Source organism: Gemmatimonadota bacterium, assembly GCA_040388535.1.
Taxonomy (GTDB): Bacteria; Gemmatimonadota; Gemmatimonadetes; order Gemmatimonadales; family GWC2-71-9; genus Palsa-1233.
This window is the reverse complement of the sequence record JAZKBR010000004.1, coordinates 1-18,766: the sequence shown is the minus strand read 5'-3', so window position 1 is coordinate 18,766 and position 18,766 is coordinate 1. Positions and strand designations below refer to the sequence as shown.

The window sequence follows — 18,766 nt, the reverse complement described above, 5'->3', positions numbered from 1 at the left end:
TGATGCGGGTCGTCTTTCTGACGCACAACTACCCGCGCCACCCGGGCGATGTTGCCGGGGCTTTCCTGCACCCGCTCGCGCTGGCCTTGCGGGCCCGTGGAGTGGACGTGCGAGTCGTGGCGCCGAGCGATGCCGGACGGGGTGGGCAGGATCTGATCGACGGGGTGCCGGTGCGGCGCGTACGTTACGCCGATGCCTCCCAGGAATCGTTTGCCTACACCGGCACGATGGCGAGCGCGATTCGCACGCCGCAGGGATTGCGGGCGTTGGCTGGAATGATCCGTGCGCTGCGTAAGGGCGCGCGCGAGGAGTTGACCGGAGCCGCTGAAGCGCTGGTCCACGCGCACTGGTGGATTCCGGCCGGGCTCGCCGCTCCACCCGAAGCGCGGCTGGTGCTCACGTGCCACGGAAGCGATGCGCGACTGCTGCAACGGGGCAGGGTCGTGCGCTGGCTCGCCCGGACGCCGTTTCGCCGCGCAAGGGTCGTGACAACGGTCTCACGCGAGCTTGCAACGGTGATCAACGAGAGCACTCCCGCGCGGGTTGCCGACGACGCCGTTCAGCCGATGCCGGTCGCCGGCGTCGATCGACCGTGGAGCAGTGGCGGGGGTGGAATCGTGGTGTTGGGACGGCTGGTCGAGCAGAAGCGAGTCCATCTCGCCCTCGACGCGTTCGCATTGGCCCGCACGCAGGGGCTGGCGTTGCCCCTCACGATCGCTGGCGATGGCGCGGCTCGCGCCGCCCTGCGGGTGCAGGCGGGCGGGCTCGCGCTCGGCGATGCCGTCCGCTTCCTCGGTGAGGTGGCGCCGTCCGACGTTCCGTTGTTGTTGGCAACGGCCGACCTCGCCCTGATGCCGGCAGTCGGGGAAGGGTTCGGGCTGGCGGCGGCTGAAGCACTGATGCAAGGCATACCGGTCATCGCCTGTACCGATGGCGGCGGGCTCCTTGATGTGGTGTCGACGTCGGGAGCGGGGCGAGTCGTCGCTCCCTCGGCCCGCGCCATGGCCACGGCGATGCACGAATTGCTGGCTGACCCGAATGCACGGCAGGATGCTCGCACTGCAGGCGCACGCTGGCGGGAACGCCTCTCCCCTGAATTCGTGGCCGAGCGTTGTCTCGGCTGGTACCGGAGCGCACTCGATGCTTAAGCACAAGTGGCGAATCGCGCAGGGCGCCCTCGGCCTCGTGATCCTCTATTTCCTGGTCATCAAGGTCATCAAGAACTGGGATGACTTCAAGGCACAGCAGATCCAGTGGCACTTCCGCTGGGAGTTCATCATCGCATCACTGCTCGTGACCTGGGTGATGTACGGCTTCCTGATCCTCGGCTGGCGCTCGGTGCTGCATGGCTGGCGGCAGTGGATCCGAGCCGTGGATGCCGCGCGGATCTGGTGCCTCTCCTCGCTGGGGAAGTACATCCCGGGGAAGGTCTGGGCGATCGCGGGGATGGCGGTGATGGCGCAACGCGAAGGCGTGTCCGGGGCGGCCGCGACGGGCTCGGCGATCATCATGCAGCTGGTGTCGATCGCGACGGGGACCATCCTCACCTTCGCGCTGATCGGAACACGCCTGCTCGACGAGATGTGGCCCGGTTCGTCATTGGCCGCACTCGCCCTTGCCATCGTCGCGCTGCTCGCCGTACTCGCGCTCACCTCGCCCTCACTCACCCGGCGCATCGGCTTCGTCGTGGGACGGCCAGATGCGGTCCAGCCAGTGGAGCCGGAGTCGCTGGCGGCGGCGCTATTCACGAATTTCCTGGCGTGGGCAGGGTACGGCCTTGCGTTGCAACTGCTGCTCCTCGGCACCATTGAAAACGTCACGCTCGACTGGGCAACGGCAACTGGGGCGTTTGCGGCGTCGTATCTGGTGGGGTATCTCGCGCTGATCGTGCCCGGCGGGATTGGCGTCCGGGAACTCGTCCTGGTCCTGTTGCTCAAGCCCACGATCGGGCTCGGACCTGCGGGCGCGCTCGCTGTCGCCTCCAGACTCACACTTACGGTCAACGAACTCGGCGCGGCGCTGCCATTCCTGTTCTGGCGCCCGGCGAAGGTGGCTGCGGCCACGACCAATGGCTAACCCACGAATCCGCGGGGCCCAGCGCCTCGGGGCGCTTGCGCTGATCGCACTCGGTGTGCGGTCGGTACTGCATAGCGGCGATACGCTCGCCCTCAAGCCGGTAATCTGGCTCTGGGACTGGCCCGTCATCGCACAAGGGCTGGCCGCGACGTTCCTTGCCTACGTGATCCTGATCTGGTCGACAGGCGAGATCATCCGGGGATGGGAATACAAGATTTCGGTGGCAAGCACCATCCGCCTCTGGGTGCGCTCCAATCTGGCGCGATATCTCCCACGCTGGCACGGCTTGCCGCTGCGACTGGTTGCGATCGCCGAGGAGGAAGTCTTCAGGGCCAAGCTCGTGGTAGGCTCGGCGGTGCATCCACCACTGGTCTGGCTAGGCACTGGTTCCGTGACTGCGGCGGTCCTGCTCGCCTTCTATCGCTATGGCAATACCAAGATCTATCTCCCCATCCTGTTGCTGGCCGCACTCGCCATCCTGGTGGTGACCTTCGGGCTTGCCGGGACCGACCTGCCGCGTCGCATTGGCCAGAGTCTTGGCCGGCCAGAAACAGTACGACCGGCAGATGCCGAGGCGCTGGGCATCGGAATCTTCGCCAACTTTGCGGCGTGGGTCATCGCGGGCTATGGCCTCTCGCTGCTCGGCGAAGGATTGCTGGTGGGATTCCACGTGGACTGGATGCTGGTGACCGGTGCCCTCGCCGGGGCGACGGTGGTCGGCTACCTGCTGCCGCTTTTCCCGACCGGGTTGTTGCTGCGGGAAGCGGTCCTCTACGCCCTGATCAAGCCGCAGGTCTCCCCGGGGCCAGCGCTTGCCATCGCACTCTCGTATCGCGTGGTCTTCACCATGTTCGATATCCTGTTTGCTTCGTTCCTCTTGCTGCGGAGGCCGTCGCGTGACGACGCCTGAAGCCCCTGAATCCTGGCAGCCACGGTATCCCGCGTTTGTCGCCGCGGTGGTCTTCGTTCTCGTTGCGCTGACGATCTTCTATCCGCTCTTCTCGGGACAGTTTCTCGCGGGTGATGACCAGCTCGGCGCCGGTTATGCCTTCCGTCTCTTCGGCGCGGAGATGCACAAGACCACCGGCAGCATCCCCCAGTGGAACCCGTACATCTTCGGCGGCGTGCCGTTCAGTTCGGTCGTCGGTCACGGCGACATATTCTATCCCACCGCCTGGCTGCGGTGGTTCGTGCCGACTGACCTCGGCATGACGCTGGGTTTCTTCTTCCACATCATCCTGGCCGGCGTGGCGATGTACGCGCTGCTGCGCGGCCTCAAGCTCGCGTGGGGCGCCGCCGTGGTCGGCGGTGTGGCGTATCAGCTCAGCGGCATCGTGGCGTCGCAGATGAGCCCGGGGCACGACGGCAAGTTGTTCGTCTCGTCGATGGCACCACTCGCGTTCCTCGCGCTCTTGCGTGCCATTCGGCACGGCCGACTCGCAGGCTATGGTGGCTTTGCGCTGGTCGTCGGGCTGGCGATTCTGTCGCCACAGGTTCAGATGGCCTACTACCTGATGGTGGCGTCGGGGATCTGGACATTGTGGCTCGCCTTCTTCGATCCGGAGCGGCGCACCGATCGGCCGGGATGGAAGCCGGTGGCGTTTGCGGCAGTCGCGGTACTCATCGGCGTTGGCATTGCCGCGGTGCAGGTGATTCCGATCCTGACGCACAAGGTGTACACGCCGCGTGGCGCGGGCGGCCCAAGCGTTGGGTGGGAGTACAACACCGCCTACGCGATGCCGATTGAAGAGCTGATGACGACGATCCTGCCGCAGTTCAACGGCATGCTCGACGGATACTGGGGGCAGAACTTCTTCAAGTCCCACACCGAGTACCTCGGCGCGCTCGTGGTCGTGCTGGCAGTGCTCGGACTCGGCGCCGCCAGGAAGCGCGGCCTGCTCACCGGGTTCGGCGTCGTTGCCGCCCTCTTCCTGCTGGTGAGTTTTGGCGGACACACGCCGTTCTATCGGTTGTGGATCCTGATGCCGATGATGTCGAGCGTGCGCGCCGCCGGCATGGCTTTCTATCTCGTCGCACTTCCGGTCTGCGTCTGGGCCGCACTCGGAGCGGAGCGGTTGTTGCGAGGCGAGGTCTCGATGAGGAGGTTGCTCGTCCCACTCGCGGTGGTCGGGGGTATCGCCCTCCTTGGGGTGGCTGGCCTCCTGCAGGGCGTCGCCACCTCCCTCGCGAGCGCCGAGACGATGGCGACGGCAGTGGCGAATGCGCCCGAGCTGCGGACCGGGGCCCTTCGCCTCCTCCTAGTGATTGTGCTGGGCGGGGGCGTGCTGATTGCGATTCAGCGTGGCATCCTCAAGCAGGGATTCGCCGTGGCGCTTCTCGCGTTTGCGGTCGCGGGGGACAACTGGAGCATTCTCCATCATTTCGCGAAATGGTATCCGCCAGCCAGCGTGACCTATGCCGACGATGAGATCACGACGGCCATGCGGAAGACCGCGTTGCCGTTTCGGACCCTCGACCCACTGGGTGCGGGTGTCTATACACATTCCGTGCTGATGGGGTACCGGGTGCCTCAGCTCCTCGGCTACTTCGGCATGGAGAGCAAGTACTTCGACGAACTGCTCGGCGAGAAGGGCAAGTGGGTGAACCAGCTGAATCCGACGTTCTGGGATCTGTACGGGGTGAAGTACATCACACTCAATCAGGACGTGCCCAGTATTCCTGGCTTCCACAAGACGCTCGGGCCGGTCTCCTTCCCGCACCTCATCGGCAAGAATGCGCCGGCAGGCTATCTGTGGGAACGCGACTCGGCCATCGCCTGGGTTCGTGTCGTTCCCGCCGCCGCCAAGGTGCCCGAAGACCGGATCGTGCCGACCGTCATCGATCCGCGCTTCCCGCTCAATGCGTTCGTGCTCTACCCCGACAGCAGCAGCATCGTGGCCGGGGGAGGGAACCAGACGGCGCCTGCGCCCACCACGGTGAAGGCCGAGCTGAGCCATTGGCAGCCGGGTGCGATGACAGTGAAGCTCAGCGGGACCGACACGCGTACCACCTACCTGATGGTGGCCGAGAACTGGTACCCCGACTGGAAGGCCACGATCGACGGCAAGGCGGTGCAGACGCACCGTGCCGATTTCTCGCTGTTGAGCGTGGCCCTGCCGCCGGGGGCGAAGGAAGTCACCTTTACTTACGACTCCACCGAGTACCACCAGATGATGTGGGTCAGTTGGGCGTGTGCGCTCATCGCCCTCGGACTCCTTGCAGCTGGTCGCTTCCGACCGCGCACTCATGACGCCTGATTCTCGTGCCCTCGTTGTGGTGCCGACCTATAACGAGCGTGAAAACCTGCCGCAGATCGTTCCTGCCATTCTCGCGGTCGACCCGCGGCTGGACATCCTGGTGGTCGACGACGGCTCGCCGGACGGGACCGGCGACCTCGCTGATGCAATGGCCGCTGCCGACCCACGCGTCCATGTCCTCCATCGCGCCTCGAAGCAGGGGCTCGGCCGGGCCTATCTGGCCGGCTTCGGGTGGGCGCTCGAGCACGAGTACGCGATGATGATCGAGATGGACGCCGACTTCTCCCACGACCCGAAGTACCTGCTCGGCCTGCTCGAGAAGATCGCGGGCGCGGACCTGGTCCTGGGATCGCGGTATGCAACGGGGGTCAACGTCATCAACTGGCCGATGTCGCGGCTGCTGCTGTCATGGTTCGCCAACAAGTACGTCCGCTGGGTCACCGGGTTGCCACTCACCGACGCCACCGGCGGCTTCAAGTGCTTCCGGCGCGAAGTGCTGCAGGCGATCCCGCTCGACCGGGTCCGGTCCAACGGCTATGCCTTCCAGGTCGAGATGAGCTTCCGGGCGTGGAAGAAGGGCTTCCGGCTGGTCGAGCTCCCGATCGTCTTTGTCGACCGGGTCGAGGGGCAGAGCAAGATGAACCAGCGGATCGTGCGCGAGGCGGTCTGGATGGTCTGGTGGCTCCGGTTCCAGGCCATCTTCGGGAGGCTCGGATGAGCGTCGTCTTCTTCAAGGTGACCGGGTCCGGCAACGACTTCGTGATGCTCGATGGCCGGGTCAACTCTCCGGCCGACTGGGACGCCGCCAGGATCCAGTCGATCTGCGATCGGCGCGACGGGGTCGGGGCCGACGGGCTCGTTTTCGTGACGCCGGAGGCGACCCCGGACACCATCCGGATGACCTTCTTCAATAGCGATGGCAGCCGGGCCGCGATGTGCGGCAACGCCGCGCTCTGTTCCACCCGACTCGCCGCTCGGCTCGAGATGGCAGACCCCGCAGGGATGACCCTGGTCACCGACGCCGGCACCTACCAGACCCGCTGTGTCGGGCCGGGGCACCTTGCCGAACTGCATCTCGCCGATGCTCCCGTGCCGGCCCCGATCGGGATCCCGGTCGTCGAAGGAGAACGGGCGATGTTGTTCGGGACCATCGGGGTGCCGCACCTCGTCACGGTGGTTGCCGACGTCCGGTCAGTCGACCTCGAGACCCGAGGCCGATTCCTCCGGAACGATCCCGCGACCGGACCGGCCGGTGCGAATGCCAACTTCGTCAGTCGGATATCAGGTTCCACTGGAGCTGGAACCGGCAGCCGGAACCCGGCTGAACCGACCTGGGCGATCCGGACCTTCGAACGCGGCGTCGAGGGTGAGACGCTCGCGTGCGGTACGGGGACGGTGGCGGCGGCACTCGCACTGGCGGTCTCAGGTGAAGATCAGCTGCCGCTCCGGTTCCGCTCCGGCGGGGGTCGGGTGCTCACGGTCCAGGCGACGGTCGGTGACGATGGGGTGGCGCGCGAAGTCTGGCTCTGTGGTGAAGGGCGGATTGTGGCGCGTGGGGTGTGGGAGGGTTGATGGTTGGGGAGAAGTCGGGGTTTTGCACACTTATCCACGGCCTAACTTAACATAATACATCTTATACGTCATAGAAATATCGCGCAACCATTACTACAAGCAACGCGTACCAACCGCCATAGCACCAAGACTTTACCGTTTTAGTCCACAAGCATATTCTGGTCTGTGGATGGTTCCGAACCCTCAATACGGCTTCGTCATGACTCTCGCGCTCCTCACCCTCGCCGCGCTCCTCAATACCCCCTCACACGCCCCAGCCGACTCCCTGGTGGGCCGAGTCACCGACTCGCGAGGCCGTCCGCTGGCGCATGCGGCGGTCCGGATTCCGCAGCTTCGGCGACTCGCCGAGACCGACGCGAACGGTCGTTTCCGCTTCGCGGACGTTCCCCTGGGTCGCTGGACGGTGAGCGTGACCGACATCGGTTATGCCCCTGGTACCAGTACGGTCGACCTCACCCGGAACTCCTCCCGGTTCGAATTCCGGCTGACCGAGGCGCCGGTCGAGCTGCCGACCCTGGTCTCCACCGGGACCCCCGACCCGCTCACACCACTGGCGACTCCGCTCTCCTCGTCGACCATGGAGTCCGACCTCCTGCGCCGGAGCCAGAGCGTCTCGATCGCCCGGGCGGTCGAGAACCTCCCCGGAGTCCGGAGCGTGACCACCGGAAGCCAGATCGCGAAACCGATGATCCGGGGCCTGAGCGGGCAAAGGGTCCTCGTCCTCGATGGTGGCCACCGGCTGGAGGACTATTCCTGGAGTGATGAGGATGGCCCATCTCTCGACGCCCGGCTCGCCGGCCGGGTCGAGGTGATCCGGGGGCCGACCTCGCTCCTCTATGGCGCCGACGCCATCGGAGGGGTCGTGAACGCGGTTCCCGACCCCCTCCCGGAACTTGGCCCCGGAGGCAACAGCTGGCATCGGATCTCGGTGGAGCAGTCGGTCGCGTCGAACAACGCCGAAACGGGGACGACGCTGCGGTACGAGCGTGGGTCGGCCGGGCACGGATTCCGGGCGAATGTGGTCGGCCGCCGGGCGGCTTCCCTCCATACCCCCGATGGCGAGCTCGATAACACCGGCTTCGGCGCCGTCAACGGCGACATCGCCTGGGGGAGCCGCGGATCACGTGGGTCCTTCACCATCCGCGGGGCCCACTACGGCGGCGAGTTCCGGTTGCTCGAGGCGACCGGGCCGGCAGCGGCCATCCGGCTCCGCCCGGAGGCAGAGGAAGAAGGACCGGTCCGGAAGGCGCGCGATGAACGGCTGCAGCTCGATGCCCTTCGCCTCGCCGGCGCCTGGCGCCTCGAAGCCAATGCGCAGTTCCAGCAGCACTCGCTGGTCGAGGTCTCGGACGACGCCAACCCGGCCGCGGGCGCCGGCAAGGAGACGGTGGCGTTCGACCTGCTGCTGAACACCCTGACCGCCGGCCTCAGCGCGCATCGCACCATCGCGGGACACCTGCTGACCACGGTGGGAGTCAGCGCCTTGCACCAGACCAATGACACCCGTGGCCCGATCGCCCTCGTGCCGGCGGGTACCACGAACAACGCCGCTGGGTTCGCGGTGGTCGAACACCGCACCACCCGATGGAGCATGCTCGCCGGCCTGCGCGGCGATCGCTCATCGCTCGATGCCGACGCCAACAGTTCCCTCTCCTCTGCAGGCGAGCGTCGCAACTTTCACGCGCTGACCGGGAATTTCGGCGTGGTCTTCCGTCCGGTGGACGGCTGGTCGATCAGCGCCAATGCGGGCCGCGGCTGGCGCGCACCAAACCTCTTCGAGCTCTACAGCAACGGTCCCAAGCTCAGCGAAGCCCGGTATGAAATCGGCGAACCGTTGCTCGTGACGGAATCCGCCAACAACCTCGAAGCGTCGATTCGCTGGCAGCGTCCGCGCCTGCGAGGTGAAATCACCGGATATCGCAACAGCATCGACAATTACATCTTCATCACGCCAACCGGCGCCAACGCCGGTGGACTCGCCGTCTACCGCTACCGCCAGACCGATGCCAGGCTCACCGGTGGCGAGGCGTCGCTCGAGGTCGACCCGATCGCCTCACTCACCGTGCGCGCCCGCGTCGACGGCGTGCGCACGCTGGATCGGACCAACGATACCCCGCTGCCACTGACCCCGCCGGTTCGCACGCTCGTGGGCGTGGAGTGGCACGCCCCTGCGTTCGGGTGGGCTGGTCGCGCGCATCTTGGAGCCGACCTGATCGGCGTCGCGCGTCAGGACCGGCTCGGCAGCTACGACCTGCCGACGGCCGGATACTCGCTCCTCGAAATCTCGGCCGGGTTCGATCGCGCCGTGCTGGGCCGGTCACTCTCGATGGAGCTGACCATCCACAACGCCACCAATACCAGCTACCGCGACTTCCTGTCACGCTACAAGGCGTTCGCGCTCAATCCGGGACGCGACATCGTGCTCCGACTTGCCACGACCCTCTGAACGCACGCGGGGCCCGATCCAGAAAGGATCGGGCCCCGCGACCATCACTGCTTGTTGATTCAGCTCTGGCCGAGCGTCAGCTCCGACAACCGGACCTGGGCCTCAGTCTTCGCGGAAGTCTCAGCGAACTTGGTGAGAATTTCCTTGTAGACCGTGACCGCTTCGTCCTTCTTCCCGGCGAGGCGGAGCGCCCGGCCCTGGTCGAGGAGCGCGGTCGCCTTCAGATAATCCAGCGTCGAGAGGTCGGCCGCCTTGCGATAGGCAGCCGCCGCTTCGGCGTACTTGCCAGTGTTCTCGTAAGCGGTCCCCAACAGCGAGTTGGCAGGCGACGCGTAGTTGGCCGGCGGATTGGTCTTGATGAAGTCCAGCAATGAGGCGATCGCGAGCTCCTGCTGACCGTTCACGAGCCGGGCCTGGGCGATACCAAGGGTGGCGTCGTAGGCCGCTGAAGTGCCGCTGTACGACTTCGAGACCTTGTTGAACTGCTCCACCGCGCCGCCGAGATTCCCCTGCTCGGCCATCGAACGGCCGACCTCGAGCTCGCGAGCCGCAAAGGCTTCCTTGCGCTTCCCGGCAGTGATGGCGAACCACGCCACCAGGGCGATCACCAGCACCACCGCCCCGGCGATCCCGAACTGGCGGATCCGCTGGGGGGTGAAGAACGGGGTGTCGTTGCTGTCGCCGGAGGCGGTCATCGGAGTCGGTTCCACAGTGGTCGCCATGCTGCCTGTCGTGAGAAGGGCCTTGGCCAGCCCGAAATGGGCTGACATAGCCTTCTAAAATGGCGGGTCGGGGCCGGTGGCGCCAGACCGTGGTCTCTGGCTACCCCTCAGCGAGGATCGACATCAGGCCATGGATCTCCACCGGCTTCACCGTGTGGAGGTCGAACCCGGCGTCCTGGGATCGTTGCCGGTCCCGGTCCTGGCCATAGCCGGTCATGGCAATAATCCGGGCCTCCGTCAGGCCGAGATCGCGGAGTCGGCGGCAGACCTCGTAGCCGTCCATCCCGGGAAGCCCGATATCGAGAAGCACAAACGCCGGTTGCTCCGCTGAGGCGATTTCGAGCGCGCGGGGTCCGTCGTGCGCCACCGACACGTCGTGACCACTGAGGCGCAGGATCATCGCGAGACTGTCCGCGGCGTCGTGGTTATCGTCGACGAGAAGAATCCGACGCGATGAACGTTGGGCGGGCCCACCGGCGCGCGCCGGTCCTTCGATCTCCGCCGGCGCGGCCACGGCGATCGGCAGGTGCACACTGAATTCAGCTCCGTGCCCCGGTCCGTCGCTTCGGGCCACGACCCGCCCGCCGTGCATCTCGACCAGCGACTTCACCAGCGACAAGCCCACGCCGAGGCCGCCAGCGGCCCGGTCAGGAGCGCGCTCGCCTTGCGCGAACAACTCGAAAATCTGCGACAGCAATTCGGGCGGGATTCCGACGCCGCGGTCCCGTACGGTCACGATGGCCGTGTCCCCCTTGAGTCGCATATCCAGCTCGATCCGGCCGTGGTCTTCCTGATACTTCGCCGCATTGTTCAACAGGTTCCCGAACACCTGGATCAGCCTGGCTGGATCGCCGTCGACCGGGACCGGATCGTCACCGAGGGTGACCGCGAGGGTGTGGCGGTGCGCGTCAATCAGCGGCTGGCTCGCCTCGATCGCCTGTTCGAGGACTTCGGCAAGCTCAAGGCGGACCGGCTTCAGCTTGATCTTCCCGTGGGTGATGCGCGAGACGTCGAGGAGGTCATCCACCAGACGGATCAACTGTGCCGATTGCCGATTCAGCACTTCCCTGCACCAGACCGACTCCGGATCGGCCGCCGGCTTCTTGTTCAGGATCTCGATCGCGTTGCGAATCGGGGCGAGCGGGTTGCGCAACTCATGCGCGAGCGATGCCAGGAACTCGTCCTTGCGATGGTCGGCCTGGCGAAGGCGCTCGGAGAGATCGACCTGCGTCACCATCGATGCCTCAAGCTCCGCCGTGCGTTCGCGCACCCGGCGCTCCAGCTCTTCGTTCAGTCGCTCCCACTCGCGTGTCTTCCGATAGAGCTCGACGAAGACGCTGACCTTGGCACGCAGGATCTCCGGAATCACCGGCACGGAGAGGTAGTCGACCGCCCCCGACGCATACGCCTTGAGGCGGTCAAGATCGCTGAGGTGCACAGCGGAGACAAAGATGATCGCTGTCTTGCGGTATCGCGGGTGTTCGCGAATGATCTCTGCCAGCTCGAAACCGTCGAGCTCCGGCATGCTCACGTCCATCAGCACGACGGTGATGTCGGTTCGCAAGAGCTCTTCGAGCGCTTCACGTCCGGAATTGGCGCGAATCAGCGTTTCCCCCAGCGGCGCGAGCATCGCCTCATACGCGAGGAGCTTCCCCGGCTGGTCGTCGACCAGCAGGATGTTCACCTTTTCCTTCTCGGGGGCCATCACGGCTCGCGCCCGTTCACCGGTGCAACCAGAGGCGAAGCGCGGACAACAGCTGCTCGGTGTTGACCGGCTTGGCCAGATAGTCCGAGGCACCGGCGTCAAGACACTTCTCGCGGTCACCCTTCATCGCCTTGGCAGTGAGCGCGACGATCGGCAGTCGCCGCAGTGCCGGCTTCTGGCGAATCGCCTGCATTGTCTGATAGCCATCCATCTCGGGCATCATGATGTCCATCAGCACGATTGCCACGTCATCCGTGGTGTCGAGCTTCTCGATGGCCTCGAACCCGGTCCCCGCCGTGAGCACTTCCATGCCGCGGCGTTCGAGGACACTGCTCAGCGCGAAGATGTTGCGGATGTCGTCGTCCACCACCAGCACCTTCCGGCCAATGAGGTGATCATCCGACCGGTGCAGCTTCTCGAGCATCTGCTGCTTCTCGACCGGCAGGTCGGCCACCACCCGGTGGAGGAAGAGGGCCGTCTCATCGAGAAGGCGCTCCGGTGATTCGACACCCTTCACGACCACGCTGCGCGCAAGCGTGCGCAGCTGCGCATCCTCGTCCGGCGAGAGCTCCTTGCCGGTGAAGACGACCACGGGCAGGTCCCGCAATGTTGCGTCATCACGGATCTGCTCCAGCACCTGGAAGCCGGACATGTCGGGAAGGCGCAGATCGAGGACCGCGCAATCGTATTGCGTGTCGCGCATGGCCTGCAGCGCCTCCCTCCCCGTCCCGGCAGTTGCGATTTCGATATCGTCGTGACCCAGCAACTCCCCGATGCTCATCTGCTCGGCCTCGTTGTCTTCGACGACGAGCAGACGCCGGGCGCGCGGCACGATGTACTCCTTGAGCTTCGACAGCGCTGACTGCAAGCCCTCGGTGCTCGTCGGCTTCGGAATGAAGGAGAAGGCACCCCGCGCGAGACCGTGCTGACGGTCTTCATCAAGCGTGACGATCTGCACCGGAATGTGGCGCAACGTGGGATCCTGCTTGAGCTGGTTGAGCACGGCCCAGCCAAGCATGTCGGGCAGGAACACATCGAGCGACATTGCCGTCGGCCGGTATTCACGAGCGAGGGCCAGCGCGTCGGTACCCCGCATCGCCACCAGCACCTTGAATCCCTGGGCGTGCGCCTCGTCGAGCAGCAGCCGCGCGTACGCCGGATCGTCCTCGACAATCAGGATCGTCGGCTCCCCGGGCAGCAGGTCGGCGCGGTCGTCGGGGATCTGTTCGATGGCGCGTTCCGGACGAACTGAGGGAAACATCGCCTCGTGCGCATGCCGCGAATCGAGTTCGCGCCCGGACGGCTTGGTGAGCGTGACCGAGGGCCCGGTATAGGCCGTGGGCAGGTAGAGAGAGAAGGTGCTGCCCACGCCCGGCGTGCTGCGCAGCTGGATTTCGCCACCGAGCAGCGAGGCAAGCTCACGGCTGATCGCCAGACCCAGGCCGGTGCCGCCATACTTGCGGCTGGTACCCGCGTCGGCCTGCTGGAAGGCCTCGAAGATGATCCGCTGCTTCTCCGCCGGGATGCCGATACCGGTGTCAGCGACTTCGAAGCAAACAACACCCGCCGCGCGCGAGAGGACCGGGTGGTCGCGGTTCCAGCCGTCATGCACCGGACCAACACGCATCCGGACACCGCCGCGTTCCGTGAACTTGAACGCATTCGAGAGCAGGTTCTTGAGCACCTGCTGCAGCCGCTTCGAGTCGGTCACGATGTTGGCGTTCATGCCCGGCTCGAGCTGCACGTCGAGGCCGAGTCCCTTCCGCTCCGCTTCATGGCGGAACGGCCGCGCGATCGAGTCGAGCAGCGGCGATACCGGCACTTCTTCGGCGACGACCGTGACCGTGCCGGACTCGATCTTGGAGAGGTCCAGAATGTCGGTGATCAGGTTGAGCAGATCGGTGCCGGCACCATGAATCGTTCGGGCGAACTCGACCTGCTTCGGCAGCAGATTTCCTTCGGAGTTCTCGCCGAGTTGCTGGCCGAGGATCAGGATGCTGTTGAGCGGCGTACGCAGCTCGTGCGACATGTTGGCGAGGAACTCGGACTTGTACTTGGAGGTGAGCGCAAGCTCGGTCGCCTTTTCCTCCACGGCGCGTCGTGCCTGCTCGATTTCCTGGTTCTTGCGCTCGACCTCGGCGTTCTGCTCGGCCAGCTGCTGCGCCTTTTGCGCCAGCTGTTCGTTGGTCTGCTGCAGCTCCCCCTGCTGGGTCTGCAGCTCGGCGGCCAGTTGCTGCGACTGCTTCAGGAAGCCCTCGGTCTGCATCGTCGCCTCGATGCTGTTGAGCACGATGCCGATGCTGGCCGTGAGTTGTTCGAGAAACGCGAGGTGTGATGCGGTGAACTCGCCCAGCGACGCCAGCTCGATCACCGCCTTGACCTCGCCCTCGAAGAGGACGGGAAGCACGATCACATTGCGGGGCGTCGCCCGGAAAAGACTCGATCCGATCGCCACCGTGTCGCGCGGGAGTTCGCTCAGGATCAGGAGGCGCTTCTCGATGGCGCACTGCCCCAGGAGGCCCTCCCCCATCCGGAGCGTCTGCCGCGGCGCACTGTGGCCATCGTCCGCAAAGGCCGCCACCAGACGCAATTCTTCGGCGTCGGCGCTCTCCCGCCGATAGATGACCCCCTGATGTGCGTTCACCAGCGGTGTCAGTTCCGACAACAGCATCCGGCCGACGGTGGCCAGATCGCGCTGCCCCTGAAGCATGCTGGTAAAACGCGCCAGGTTGGTCTTGAGCCAGTCCTGCTCGGTGTTCCGGTCGGTCGTGAGTCGAAGGTTGTCGATCATCGTGTTGAGGTTGTCCTTCAGCTCCGCGACTTCGCCCCGTGCCTCGACGGAGATCGACCGGGTCAGGTCACCTTGCGTCACCGCCGTCGCCACCTCGGCGATGGCGCGCACCTGCGTGGTGAGGTTTGCGGCGAGCAGGTTCACGTTGCCGGTGAGGTCCTTCCAGGTTCCGGCGGCACCCGGCACGTTGGCCTGGCCACCGAGGCGTCCTTCGACGCCCACCTCGCGGGCTACAGTGGTGACCTGGTCGGCGAAGGTCGCCAGGGTACCGGTCATGTTGTTGATTGTCTCAGCGAGTGCAGCGACCTCGCCCTTGGCATTCACGGTCAACTTCGGCTGCAAGTCGCCATTGGCCACCGCCGTGACGACCTTCACGATGCCACGCACCTGCTCGGTCAGGTTGACGGCCATCACGTTGACGTTGTCGGTGAGGTCCTTCCACGTGCCTGCCACGCCCGGCACCTTGGCCTGGCCACCGAGCTTGCCATCGGTGCCGACCTCGCGGGCGACGCGAGTCACCTCGGCGGCGAAGGCGTTGAGCTGGTCGACCATCGTGTTGATGGTCAGCTTGAGCTCGAGAATTTCACCCTTCACGTCCACCGTGATCTTGCGCGAAAGGTCTCCGCGTGCCACCGCAGTCGTGACCTCGGCGATGTTACGCACCTGCGTGGTGAGGTTGGCGGCAAGGAGGTTCACGTTGTCGGTGAGATCTTTCCAGGTACCGGCCACGCCCGGGACGTTCGCCTGCCCGCCCAGCTTGCCGTCGGTGCCAACTTCGCGGGCCACTCGGGTGACTTCGGCGGCGAATGAGCGCAGCTGCTCGACCATCGTGTTGATCGCTTCCTTGAGCTGCAGCAGCTCGCCGCGCACGTCGACGGTGATCTTCTTGGAGAGGTCACCGCTGGCCACTGCGATTGTCACCTCTGCAATGTTGCGGACCTGCGCCGTCAGGTTGCTCGCCATCGAGTTGACGGAGTCGGTGAGGTCCTTCCACGTTCCCGCTACCCCGGGCACTTCGGCCTGACCACCGAGCTTCCCTTCGGTACCGACTTCGCGAGCGACACGCGTCACTTCGCCCGCAAAGCCGTTGAGCTGGTCGACCATCGTATTGATGGTGTTCTTGAGTTCGAGGATTTCCCCCGACACGTTGACGGTGATCTTGCGCGAGAGGTCGCCGCGCGCGACGGCCGTGGTGACCTCGGCGATGTTGCGGACCTGCGCTGTCAGGTTGCCGGCCATGAAGTTCACGTTGTCGGTGAGGCCCTTCCAGGTACCGGCCACGCCAGGCACTTGTGCCTGACCGCCAAGCTTCCCTTCGGTGCCGACCTCGCGCGCCACGCGGGTCACTTCGGAAGCGAACGCGTTGAGCTGGTCGACCATCGTGTTGAGCGTGTCCTTGAGCTCAAGGATTTCACCCGAGACGTCCACGGTGATCTTCTTGGAAAGGTCGCCCGTCGCGATCGCCGTGGCGACTTCGGCGATGTTGCGCACCTGTGCCGTCAGGTTCGAGGCCATGAAGTTGACCGAGTCAGTCAGGTCCTTCCATGTGCCACCGACCCCGGGCACCAGCGCCTGTCCACCGAGTCGTCCATCGGTGCCGACCTCGCGCGCCACGCGAGTCACCTCGGAGGCGAAGGCATTGAGCTGGTCGACCATTGTGTTGAGCGTGTCTTTCAGCTCAAGGATCTCGCCCTTCACGTCGACAGTGATCTTGCGCGACAGGTCGCCTCGGGCCACGGCGGTTGCAACTTCCACGATATTGCGGACCTGACCGGTCAGGTTGCTCGCCATCGAGTTGACCGAGTCGGTGAGGTCCTTCCAGGTGCCGGCAACGCCTTGCACCTGTGCCTGTCCGCCGAGCTTCCCTTCGGTACCGACTTCGCGGGCGACCCGGGTCACTTCGGCCGCAAAGGCGTTGAGCTGGTCGACCATCGCGTTGATGGTGACCTTCAGCTCGAGCACTTCACCCTTCACGTCCACGGTGATCTTGCGCGACAGGTCGCCGCGAGCCACGGCGGTCGTGACCTCAGCGATGTTGCGTACCTGTGTGGTGAGGTTTGCGGCCAGCAGGTTCACGTTGTCGGTCAGGTCTTTCCAGGTGCCGGCCACGCCGGGCACCGCGGCCTGCCCACCGAGCCGCCCTTCGGTGCCGACCTCGCGGGCGACGCGCGTCACTTCCGACGCGAAACCGTTGAGCTGGTCGACCATCGTGTTCAGCGTTTCCTTGAGCTGCAGAATTTCGCCGCTGACGTGCACGGTGATCTTCTTCGACAGGTCGCCACGGGCGATCGCGGTCGCGACTTCGGCGATGTTGCGCACCTGCGCCGTCAGGTTGCTCGTCATGAAATTGACGTTGTCGGTGAGGTCTTTCCAGGTACCGCCCACGCCCGGCACTTCTGCCTGGCCGCCGAGCTTCCCTTCGGTGCCTACTTCACGGGCGACGCGGGTCACCTCGCCGGCAAATGCGTTGAGCTGGTCCACCATCGTATTGATGGTGTCCTTCAGTGCCAGAATTTCGCCCGACACGTTGACCGTGATCTTGCGCGACAGGTCGCCGCGGGCGACAGCGGTCGTCACCTCAGCGATGTTGCGGACCTGCGCCGTCAGGTTGCCGGCCATGGCGTTGACCGAATCGGTCAGGTCCTTCCAGGTACCGGCGACACCAGGGACCACGGCCTGCCCGCCAAGTTTTCCTTCGGTGCCGACTTCGCGGGCGACTCGGGTGACCTCGGAGGCGAACGAGCGAAGCTGATCGACCATCGTGTTGATCGCTTCCTTCAACTGCAGGATCTCGCCGCGCACGTCGACGGTGATCTTGCGGGAAAGGTCGCCGCTGGCAATCGCGATGGTGACTTCGGAGATGTTGCGGACCTGCGCGGTCAGGTTGCTGGCCATCGAGTTGACCGACTCGGTGAGGTCCTTCCAGACGCCGCCGACGCCGGGGACCTGCGCCTGCCCGCCGAGCTTGCCATCGGAGCCGACTTCGCGCGCCACGCGGGTGACTTCCGAGGTGAAGACGCCGAGCTGCTGGATCATCGTGTTGACGATGGTGGCGGAGCGGAGGAACTCGCCCTCGAGCGGCCGGCCGTCGACGTCAAGACGGATGGTCTGGGTCAGGTGCCCCTGGGCGACCGCTGCGATGGCGCCGGTGACTTCTGTCGTCGGCCTCAGGAGGTCGTCGATCAGGGTATTCACCGACGCTTCCATCTCGCCCCACGAGCCTTTCGATTGCTCGAACTTCGCGCGCTGGCGCGTCTTCCCTTCCCGGCCGACCACCTGGCCAACGCGCTTCAATTCCGCCGCGATCTGTTGATTGGCGGCGACGATCTCGTTGAAGGTGTCGGCGATCTTCCCGTCCATTCCCGACCAGTCGCCCGGCAGGCGGACCGAGAAATCGCCACCGCGGACCTGCTGCAGGGCGTGGAGGAACTGGCTGCGATCGAGGGTGGCGGTAGCGTGCGGCTCGATGAGGGCTGCACCACCGTTCTCTGCGGGCGTACGCGACATTCGGGTCATGGCCCCTGCTTCGAGAAGAGGTCGGGTCGGGCGAAAACAGAAAAAGACGCCGCCACGCACCCTGGGGTGCGATGGAAGGCGCCTTCGGCTAGTGGAGCCGAACTCCACTCGACAAGGCGGCACCGGATTAGCAGCGCGCTATTCTGGCAACGCAATCTGTAACGCTTGGACCCCTAGACGCTAAGAAATCGGGGCGAATCGCGCAAGAGGGGGCTGGCCTGGGGGATGCTCGAAGCCAAGGCGGCCCAGTCCGATGCGACGCCTGCCATGGTTCCCGCATCCCTCTTCTCGGTTCTGCACCTCGGTTCGTCCACTCTCTCCTCGGGGACACGCATGAAACGCACGTTTGCCGCAGCAGCCTTGCTGCTGGGCTCGGTCGGCTCCCTTCAGGCTCAACAGGCACCGGCCCTGGTCGGAAAATGGAATATTGAATACGAGGCAGGCCGCCGGGTCGAGGCGGGCGGACAGACAGCGATCATGGGCAAGGGGGTGCTCACCATCGCCCAGGAGGGCGACTCCCTGGTCGCGAAGATGGAGGCGGGCCCCCGTCCCGACGGGACTCCGACCCCGCCCGCCACATTCAAGGGAAAGCTCACCTCGTCCGGCGCGGTGTTCGTCTCCAAACGCGATGGCCACATGAGCATCAATGGCGAAGACAAGGCGATTACGGTAACCACCACC

11 protein-coding genes are annotated in these 18,766 nt (G+C 65.4%); 8 read left to right on the top strand and 3 right to left on the bottom strand.

Annotation, left to right across the window (positions count from 1 at the left end):
* The first annotated feature begins 2 nt into the window (after nucleotides 1–2).
* The 7 genes from V4558_09935 (at nucleotide 3) to V4558_09905 (ending at nucleotide 9,351) form a co-directional block, all read left to right on the top strand.
* Nucleotides 3–1,148, top strand: a complete 1,146-nt coding sequence (locus tag V4558_09935; protein MES2305820.1) for a glycosyltransferase — start codon at nucleotides 3–5, stop codon at nucleotides 1,146–1,148.
* Nucleotides 1,141–2,076 carry a lysylphosphatidylglycerol synthase domain-containing protein gene (locus V4558_09930; protein MES2305819.1) on the top strand — a complete coding sequence of 312 codons (936 nt, stop codon included), beginning with the start codon at nucleotides 1,141–1,143 and terminating at the stop codon, nucleotides 2,074–2,076. The genes V4558_09935 and V4558_09930 overlap by 8 nt, the downstream gene beginning before the upstream one ends.
* Nucleotides 2,069–2,986 (top strand): hypothetical protein, encoded by a 918-nt coding sequence (locus V4558_09925; GenBank protein MES2305818.1) that lies wholly within the window; start codon nucleotides 2,069–2,071, stop codon nucleotides 2,984–2,986. The genes V4558_09930 and V4558_09925 overlap by 8 nt, the downstream gene beginning before the upstream one ends.
* The gene (locus V4558_09920) at nucleotides 2,973–5,333 is read left to right on the top strand and encodes a hypothetical protein (protein ID MES2305817.1); all 2,361 of its coding nucleotides are present in this window, start codon (nucleotides 2,973–2,975) and stop codon (nucleotides 5,331–5,333) included. Before V4558_09925 ends, V4558_09920 begins: the two co-directional genes overlap by 14 nt.
* Nucleotides 5,323–6,051, top strand: a complete 729-nt coding sequence (locus tag V4558_09915; protein ID MES2305816.1) for a polyprenol monophosphomannose synthase — start codon at nucleotides 5,323–5,325, stop codon at nucleotides 6,049–6,051. Before V4558_09920 ends, V4558_09915 begins: the two co-directional genes overlap by 11 nt.
* Nucleotides 6,048–6,905 carry a diaminopimelate epimerase gene (gene dapF, locus V4558_09910; GenBank protein ID MES2305815.1) on the top strand — a complete coding sequence of 286 codons (858 nt, stop codon included), beginning with the start codon at nucleotides 6,048–6,050 and terminating at the stop codon, nucleotides 6,903–6,905. The genes V4558_09915 and dapF overlap by 4 nt, the downstream gene beginning before the upstream one ends.
* A gap of 199 nt (nucleotides 6,906–7,104) precedes the next feature.
* On the top strand, nucleotides 7,105–9,351 hold the full coding sequence (locus tag V4558_09905) for a TonB-dependent receptor (protein ID MES2305814.1): 2,247 nt from the start codon (nucleotides 7,105–7,107) through the stop codon (nucleotides 9,349–9,351).
* 59 nt (nucleotides 9,352–9,410) lie between these two features.
* On the opposite strand, the gene V4558_09900 is transcribed toward V4558_09905, so the two are convergent.
* The 3 genes from V4558_09900 to V4558_09890 are packed head-to-tail and all read right to left on the bottom strand — an operon-like array spanning nucleotide 9,411 to nucleotide 18,076.
* Nucleotides 9,411–10,121: a tetratricopeptide repeat protein gene (locus V4558_09900; GenBank protein MES2305813.1), complete on the bottom strand. Its 711-nt coding sequence runs from the start codon at nucleotides 10,119–10,121 to the stop codon at nucleotides 9,411–9,413.
* A 52-nt stretch (nucleotides 10,122–10,173) separates the two neighbouring features.
* Nucleotides 10,174–11,778 (bottom strand): response regulator, encoded by a 1,605-nt coding sequence (locus V4558_09895; GenBank protein ID MES2305812.1) that lies wholly within the window; start codon nucleotides 11,776–11,778, stop codon nucleotides 10,174–10,176.
* A gap of 16 nt (nucleotides 11,779–11,794) precedes the next feature.
* A complete protein-coding gene (locus V4558_09890; GenBank protein ID MES2305811.1) occupies nucleotides 11,795–18,076 on the bottom strand; it encodes a HAMP domain-containing protein in 6,282 nt (2,093 codons plus the stop codon).
* 234 nt (nucleotides 18,077–18,310) lie between these two features.
* Between V4558_09890 and V4558_09885 the strand changes: the two genes are divergently transcribed.
* The coding region (locus V4558_09885) for a hypothetical protein (protein MES2305810.1) at nucleotides 18,311–18,766 on the top strand (456 nt) is incomplete at its 3' end.

Excerpts from the sequence above, each read along its gene's own strand:
- V4558_09935 (MES2305820.1), top strand. The coding sequence starts at position 3 with ATGCGGGTCGTCTTTCTGACGCACAACTACCCGCGCCACCCGGGCGAT.
- V4558_09930 (MES2305819.1), top strand. The coding sequence starts at position 1,141 with ATGCTTAAGCACAAGTGGCGAATCGCGCAGGGCGCCCTCGGCCTCGTG.
- V4558_09925 (MES2305818.1), top strand. The coding sequence starts at position 2,069 with ATGGCTAACCCACGAATCCGCGGGGCCCAGCGCCTCGGGGCGCTTGCG.
- V4558_09915 (MES2305816.1), top strand. The coding sequence starts at position 5,323 with ATGACGCCTGATTCTCGTGCCCTCGTTGTGGTGCCGACCTATAACGAG.
- dapF (MES2305815.1), top strand. The coding sequence starts at position 6,048 with ATGAGCGTCGTCTTCTTCAAGGTGACCGGGTCCGGCAACGACTTCGTG.
- V4558_09905 (MES2305814.1), top strand. The coding sequence starts at position 7,105 with ATGACTCTCGCGCTCCTCACCCTCGCCGCGCTCCTCAATACCCCCTCA.
- V4558_09900 (MES2305813.1), bottom strand. The coding sequence starts at position 10,121 with ATGTCAGCCCATTTCGGGCTGGCCAAGGCCCTTCTCACGACAGGCAGC.
- V4558_09895 (MES2305812.1), bottom strand. The coding sequence starts at position 11,778 with ATGGCCCCCGAGAAGGAAAAGGTGAACATCCTGCTGGTCGACGACCAG.
- V4558_09890 (MES2305811.1), bottom strand. The coding sequence starts at position 18,076 with ATGTCGCGTACGCCCGCAGAGAACGGTGGTGCAGCCCTCATCGAGCCG.